Origin of the sequence: Mucilaginibacter polytrichastri, assembly GCF_001911425.1 — a bacterium.
Classification (GTDB): domain Bacteria; phylum Bacteroidota; class Bacteroidia; order Sphingobacteriales; family Sphingobacteriaceae; genus Mucilaginibacter; species Mucilaginibacter polytrichastri.
This window is the reverse complement of sequence record NZ_MPPL01000001.1, coordinates 5,747,303-5,754,010: the sequence shown is the minus strand read 5'-3', so window position 1 is coordinate 5,754,010 and position 6,708 is coordinate 5,747,303. Positions and strand designations below refer to the sequence as shown.

Genomic DNA, 6,708 nt, shown 5'->3' with positions numbered 1-6,708 from the left:
TAAAGGCTGTTACTTTTTTGTCTGTTTTGGTAGTCCTTACGGCTGCGTTTGCTACCACTCTTCCTGTGATTTCCATTTTTTGGATTTTTAGTGAACTATTTTTTTGTTGTTTCTTCCTTTCGTCCGTGTCCCTGTGTTTGTATTTTTTAAAAGAAAAAGGGAAAAAAGAAAGCAAAAAAGAGAGCCCGTTTCAAGGCAAAAGGAAACGGAATAAGTCCCGAAGGGTGGGCTGTGAGCGTAGCGAGCGGGCCATTATGCCGTAGTCTTTTGACCACCCCAACGAAGCATTCGGAGCTCGACCTTAGCTGCGCTTTTTACCCGTTTCGCCTAAAAAATGGGTACATTAAAATCCCAAACGCTTAACTCCCGTTAGCCGATAGCAGCGGCATCCTGCGGAGCAGATACAGCGGATAGCGCGGGCCGGAGGCAACGGCCAGGAAGATGGAGCGGTTAGTGTTTTGGCACATAAACCGGCCCAACCGCTCGCTAAAAATTTTTAGCTTTATGAAAAAAATCCAGTTATGGGCATATTTGGACATTCCGGAAGGCTTGACCATGCGATTCCGTAGGATGTAGAGCACCCAATTGTGTAGACACTTTAGAAAAAGGCAATTTAGAATTGATATGGTCAACGTGTCGCGGAATCAATTATTCGCAGTTCCGGAACGCGGTGATCAATGGCTCCGGTATGTCCACCATCTTAGTTTTACCACATTCTAATACCTGTTTTGAACACAATTAGCTTTGTTTTGGACACTTTTTAGCATTATTAACATCAGATCTTTGAGTTAACAAAATCAAAAGCAAAATGAGCGATAAATTAGAGAATAAAGTTGTGATTGTAACTGGCGCCTCAAAAGGCATTGGCGCTGGAATTGCAAAACAAATGGCAGCAGCAGGTGCGACAGTTGTTGTGAATTATGCATCCGGTAAAGAAAGCGCAGAACAGGTCGTAACAGAAATTAAAGAAAACGGCGGAAACGCTATTGCGGTTCAGGGTGATATGTCAAAACAAGCGGATGTAGTAAACCTTTTCCAGGAAACCATAAAAGAATTCGGGGGATTTGATGTACTGGTAAACAATGCGGGCATTTACGAGTTTGCATTATTAGATCAGTTTACGGAAGAATCGTATCGAAGGATTTTTGATATCAATGTTTTAGGAATCTTGCTGACTACCCAGGAAGCAGTAAAGTTTTTAAGCAGTAAAGGGGGGAGTATCATTAACATCAGTTCATTCGCCAGTATAAGGCCTGAACCGTATTCCGTAGCCTACGCAGCCTCTAAAGGCGCGGTTGATTCTATTACCAGGGCTTTGTCGCAGGAATTAGCCCCGCATAAGATCCGTGTAAATGCCATCCAGCCTGGAGGTGTTTTCACAGAAGGCGTAGCTAAACTTGGAGCAGATGCGGAATCAGAGCCCATTAAAGCAATGATTGCCAGAAGTGCAATGGGGCGTATGGCTACCCCTAATGATATAGGGAAAATGGCCGTTTTTCTTGCCTCTGATGATTCATACATCATTACTGGCCAATTCATTGAAGTGTCCGGTGGCTTTAAGTGAGATATAATTCCGTAGTCAAAACTTTCAATCAGAAGAGCCTGTTTAGGCTTTTCTGATTTATCAATAATTATTATGAGTAAACAGGAAACTCCCGTCAAAACCATCAATTCCGTTTCAGAAGTGCACCGGTTACTTTCATTGCCCGCACCAAAAAACCCACTGATCACGTTAATCAATCATGCAGATGAGCCACCTGTCTCGGGAACGGGTATTCATCGCTTGGTTCTAAATTTCTATAATATCTCCATCAAAAGAAGTTTTCACGGACAATTAAGGTATGGCCGCAAGTATTATGATTTTGACAATGGGACAATGACCTTTGCTGCCCCTAACCAAATTATTGCCGTTGACCAGGGCGATGAAAGGGATAAGGATGGCTGGTCGCTGATGTTTCATCCCGACCTGATCAGGAACTATCCTTTAGGTAAGTCCATTAAAAATTATGGTTTCTTTTCTTACGAAGTTAATGAGGCGCTTCACCTCTCCGAGGAAGAGGAAAAGCTGATCGAGGGTTTAGTACGGAATATTCAAAATGAATACGAATCCAGGATCGACAATTTTAGCGCGGATGTCATCGTATCAAACCTGGACCTGCTGTTGAATTATTGCAACAGGTTTTATAACCGTCAGTTCGTCACCAGGAAAATGGCCAATAATGACCTGCTTTCAAATTTTGAAAAAAAGTTAACTGATCATTTTGATAAAGATTCACTGAGCGGCTTAATAACCGTTAACAATTTAGCGAAAGAATTGAATGTATCTGCCAGTTACTTGAGTGATATGCTGCGCGCAACAACGGGGCAGAATACGCAGCAACACATCCACAATAAACTTATTGACAAAGCAAAAGAAATCCTTGCTAATACGAATTTGTCTGTCAGTGAAATTGCGTTCAGCTTAGGGTTTGAGTTTCCGCAATCCTTTAGTAAACTGTTTAAAAACAAAACCAACATGTCTCCGCTGGAGTACAGGCAATCTTTCAATTAACAATTATGAATTATAGAACGTTAGGGGACACAGGTTTAAAGGTATCTGTGATGAGTTTAGGCACCATGAACTACGGTGGGAAGGGTTTTTTTAAGGTTATGGGAACTTTGGATCAGGCGGCTGTAGACGAACAATTTAAGGTTTCTATAGAAAATGGAATCAATTTTATCGATACGGCCAATGTATACTCATAAGGGTTATCTGAAGTAATGATTGGGCAGGCTATTAAAAACCTGTCAATCAACCGGGATGATCTGGTGCTTGCAACAAAAGTAAGAGGTGGCATGGGCAGCGGTGTCAACGACCGGGGACTTTCCCGCAAACATATTATTCAGCAGCTGGAAGCGAGTTTGAAAAGACTAAAAACGGACTATATTGACTTGTATCAGATCCATAGTGCAGATCCATTAACACCGATAGAAGAAACGCTGGAAACCTTGGATACGCTGGTTAAAAGCGGCAAAGTGCGGTATACCGGAGCCAGTAATATGACTGCATGGAACCTCATGAAAACACTGGCTCACGCCCAATACAATAAGTTGGAGCGCTTCGCTTCTTTACAGGCAAACTACACTATCGTTGGCCGTGAATTAGAGCGTGAAATGATCCCGCTCCTGTCCGATCAGAAAGTAGGCCTTATGGTTTGGAGTCCCCTGGCGAGCGGATGGCTAACAGGTAAGTACCAAAAAGACGTCAAAGAAAAAGGAAACGGCAGAATTGATAATTTTAAACAGCAATTTATTAACCAGGATCGCTTGCAAGCTGTTTTAGAAGCGATGAAACCGATGACCTTGGAAAAGAATAGTTCATTTGCTCAGTTATCCTTAGCATGGTTACTACACCAGCCAGTGGTTAGCTCTATCATCATCGGAGCCACCAAAATCAGTCAGCTGACAGATAACTTAAAGGCATTAGATATCAAGTTCTCACAACAAGAGCTGTCCGTTCTGAATAAAGTTAGTGCGATTCCGGAAGAATATCCTGGAAATGTGGACACTATAATGAATGCCGACAGAAAAGCGTCTTAAATTAGAGAGGTATTATAGATAAATTTAATCAAGGATTAAAGCGGCATACTTTTGACGAATATATACAGCTAACGCCTGGCCTCAAGGGACACCACAAAGATCTTATTATTAAATCTTTCGTAATCTAATTCGGTGGGAGTATTTTCTTTTTTATAGATTTTAGATTATTCATAAGAGATCAATATTACCGCGTTTAGGCTAACATAAGCCGAAGTTTGGCTAAATTGAATTTTATAATTGTTAGCACCTTTAATTGCTGATAATAAAGCCTCCGAAGGTTTGACGCAGAAAAACCAATTATGACGAAGGCATACGATTAAGTCCGTTGCTACCGGCCAAACCGTAGGCCGTGATTACCTGCAATTATTCCCCAGTCTTTTTATACTGCACAATTTCAGGCAAAACACCTTGAATTTTTCTTATAGTCGCCGAATCGGGCGTCCAAGCTTTGAGGATCTGAACCCGTTCCTCGATTATTCATCACCTTATTTTTACACCTTGGGAAACCCGCTTTTAAAACCGGAAACCACACATTCTTTGGAATTGAATTACAACTACCATACAGATCTGAATATTAGCCTGGGTTATAGCCGGACAAGCGATTATTACAATTACTTCACATCGCTGGCCGATAGTAGCGGTGCGACCAAACAAACAATTAACAATTTTAAACAATATAATACCTGGAATTTATCAATCAGCTACAATAAGGACTGTTAAAATGGTGGAGTTTGACAGCAAACGGAGATGCTACTTATGACCGTTACCAAACACCGTATCTGGGCACTTTCATCGATGTTCAGCGTGCCGGATATAACTTTAATATTCTCAACACTTTTCAGCCCAATTCAAAACTATCATTAGAAATACCGAATCTTTACAAATCAAAACGGGTGGTACTCGCCCGTACCATAAATAGCAAGTACCATGCGGATGCGGCGTTTAAATACAGCTTATGGAATAATTAGGCCACTATCAAATTAGGGGTAACAGATATTTTCTATACTTACATCAACCAGGGTGTCAACCAGTTTAAAGGTTTGTATGGCACCTACTACAACCGTAACGAAAACCGCCGATTTAATTTAAGTCTGTCTTATAAATTTGGGTGGAAAGCAATCGCACCTAAAAAGGCTCAAAGTAATAAAGAGGAATTAGAACGGATCAAATAAGTTTATGAGATCAATAAGTTTATGAGATCCATTGATATTACGCTTCTATGATAAAAGGCAATTTTAACACTGAATCAACTTTCAAAAAAACAATGGTTAAAATACTTACTGTTTGCTTTAATTGTATTAGCTATTAAATATCAATCGTTTATGCCCGTATTTCATATGCTGTTGCACAAAGGCGCTTTCAAAGCCGACCTTTCAAGTGAAGGGCAATTTGCTTTGGAAGCTATTGTTTTGGCGATTACAACAGGGTTCACCTGGCAATGAAGTTTAAAAGTTAGGTCAACAGCAAGAAAATAGTAAAAAATGTAAAAATTAAAAAGAAAGCAATTTATAATCGGTTTTTGTTGGAATTGCAACAGGAAAACAATGCTGCGGGATTGGTGGCAGCCCGCCGAAAGCTTAATCAATACCTTTGTTCGGGCGATAATATTCTTAAGGCTTACAACCGTCGAGAGGTCGGCATTTCAAATTTTGATGTTGAAGTGAGAAGTAAAGTCAGAAAGAGTTGGGAAAAATTCATTTTATAGTTTATTTAAGTTGTACCCGTAGTTATCCCAGTTGTTTGCCTTTCTGCTTTATACTTTCTACTTTTTACTAACAAAATACCTGTCCGCAATCAGCGCAATTGGCAGGCCGATGGTTATAATTAAAATCCCTATGGAGATAGCTGTTCCGCCAATATCCATGTGACTCCACCCAATGCGGCTTAAAGGGACTATGACTAAGTGGGTGATAACCCAGGCAATCAACGCGAACACCACAGCTACCACATATTTGCTCTTTAAAAATGAAATAAACATAGGGTACAACACAAAAAGGACTGCTGTAATTGAACAAGCTATGAGGTAGTGAAAAAAAATACCTGCGGCAACCATTTCAAATCCCCCGGCAAATGCTGCTTTCCCGAATATTCCGCTTGCAATAAATTTAAAAACGGTCACCACCGGCATTTTGTGAGCCGATAGGATAGCCGCCACAGCATCAAGTGTACCAGTTAATAAACCAACCCACGCAATAATAGTATACTTTCCGGGTTGTTCTTTGTAGTCATTTTTTTCCATTGATGTGATGATTAAGTTGGGAGGCATAAAACTAAATTGAAATATTTTGTAAAACAACTACAAATCTGTACAAGTTGCTTCAGGTTCCATTTCCAACTTAAAAACAGAAGCCTTTGTATATTTCCCAATCCCAGCACTTTTGCTTTTCGGCGTTATTGAGCCGTATTTTATGTATTAGCCTTCTCGCCGTAATTATAAACGAAATTTCTATTTAATATAGTTGCTTCGCGCCTCTTTGAAATCCTTAATGTTACTGGCAATCCAAAACCAAAGCGGGGTTACTTGAATAAGCAAACCTTTACCCAGATGTGTCAATTCATATTCTACTCTTGGAGGTACTTCCGGATAAATACTTCGGCTTATCAATCCGTCCCGTTCCAGTTCGCGGAGACATTTGGTTAACATCTTTTGACTTATGCCATCGATATGTTGCTGTAATGCGGAAAAACGCATTCGCCCATCTACTCCTAAAGCATGTATGATAAATAAGGACCATTTATTACCAACATGATTCAATATATCTCTCTTAAGTTCGTCCTGATCTTTGTTTAATACCTTGCAGATGTCATCCCAGGCCTTGTTTATTTTATCATCAATTATATAACTATCCATCTTTGTAAATTTATGAAGCGTATTATTTGTCAAAGGTGATAATATTTCTCAATGGATACCGGTTTATAAATTCACCATAATTATTACGCATAAGGAGTGTTTCACAAAAGCTTAATTTACCAATAGTAGATTATATAAAAATTAATATACTCATTTAAAGAAAACTAACCTATAGGTAACTAGCACACATATATGTACCTCATTGTTAGTGTCTTTTGAATGCTTTACCTTTGCCCATGCAGGTCATTTAGAATATATCTTATTGATCGAACAATAAC

Annotated in this window: 8 protein-coding genes and 1 pseudogene; 7 read left to right on the top strand and 2 right to left on the bottom strand. The window is 39.7% G+C overall.

What is annotated here, in order from left to right:
- The 7 genes and pseudogenes from RG47T_RS26535 to RG47T_RS25095 form a co-directional block, all read left to right on the top strand.
- Nucleotides 1-263, top strand: a 263-nt coding sequence (locus RG47T_RS26535) for a hypothetical protein (RefSeq protein ID WP_216351106.1), incomplete at its 5' end; no start/stop codon positions are given.
- Between the two features lie 545 nt (nt 264-808).
- A complete protein-coding gene (locus tag RG47T_RS25115) occupies nt 809-1,564 on the top strand; it encodes an SDR family NAD(P)-dependent oxidoreductase (protein ID WP_074492974.1) in 756 nt (251 codons plus the stop codon).
- A gap of 72 nt (nt 1,565-1,636) precedes the next feature.
- Nucleotides 1,637-2,551: a helix-turn-helix domain-containing protein gene (locus RG47T_RS25110; protein WP_074492972.1), complete on the top strand. Its 915-nt coding sequence runs from the start codon at nt 1,637-1,639 to the stop codon at nt 2,549-2,551.
- A 5-nt stretch (nt 2,552-2,556) separates the two neighbouring features.
- A complete protein-coding gene (locus RG47T_RS26530) occupies nt 2,557-2,745 on the top strand; it encodes an aldo/keto reductase (protein ID WP_216351105.1) in 189 nt (62 codons plus the stop codon).
- Between the two features lie 12 nt (nt 2,746-2,757).
- A pseudogene (locus tag RG47T_RS25105) lies at nt 2,758-3,579 on the top strand (aldo/keto reductase); the annotation flags it as partial.
- 315 nt (nt 3,580-3,894) lie between these two features.
- Nucleotides 3,895-4,299, top strand: a complete 405-nt coding sequence (locus tag RG47T_RS25100; protein WP_083627525.1) for a TonB-dependent receptor domain-containing protein — start codon at nt 3,895-3,897, stop codon at nt 4,297-4,299.
- 11 nt (nt 4,300-4,310) lie between these two features.
- Entirely contained in the window at nt 4,311-4,547 is a 237-nt protein-coding gene (locus RG47T_RS25095; RefSeq protein ID WP_074492967.1) for a hypothetical protein, read from the top strand.
- 794 nt (nt 4,548-5,341) lie between these two features.
- Here the strand turns inward: RG47T_RS25095 and RG47T_RS25085 are convergent.
- A complete protein-coding gene (locus RG47T_RS25085; protein WP_139235789.1) occupies nt 5,342-5,818 on the bottom strand; it encodes a hypothetical protein in 477 nt (158 codons plus the stop codon).
- A gap of 207 nt (nt 5,819-6,025) precedes the next feature.
- A complete protein-coding gene (locus RG47T_RS25080) occupies nt 6,026-6,430 on the bottom strand; it encodes a winged helix-turn-helix transcriptional regulator (RefSeq protein WP_074492960.1) in 405 nt (134 codons plus the stop codon).
- Between the last annotated feature and the right edge of the window lie 278 nt (nt 6,431-6,708).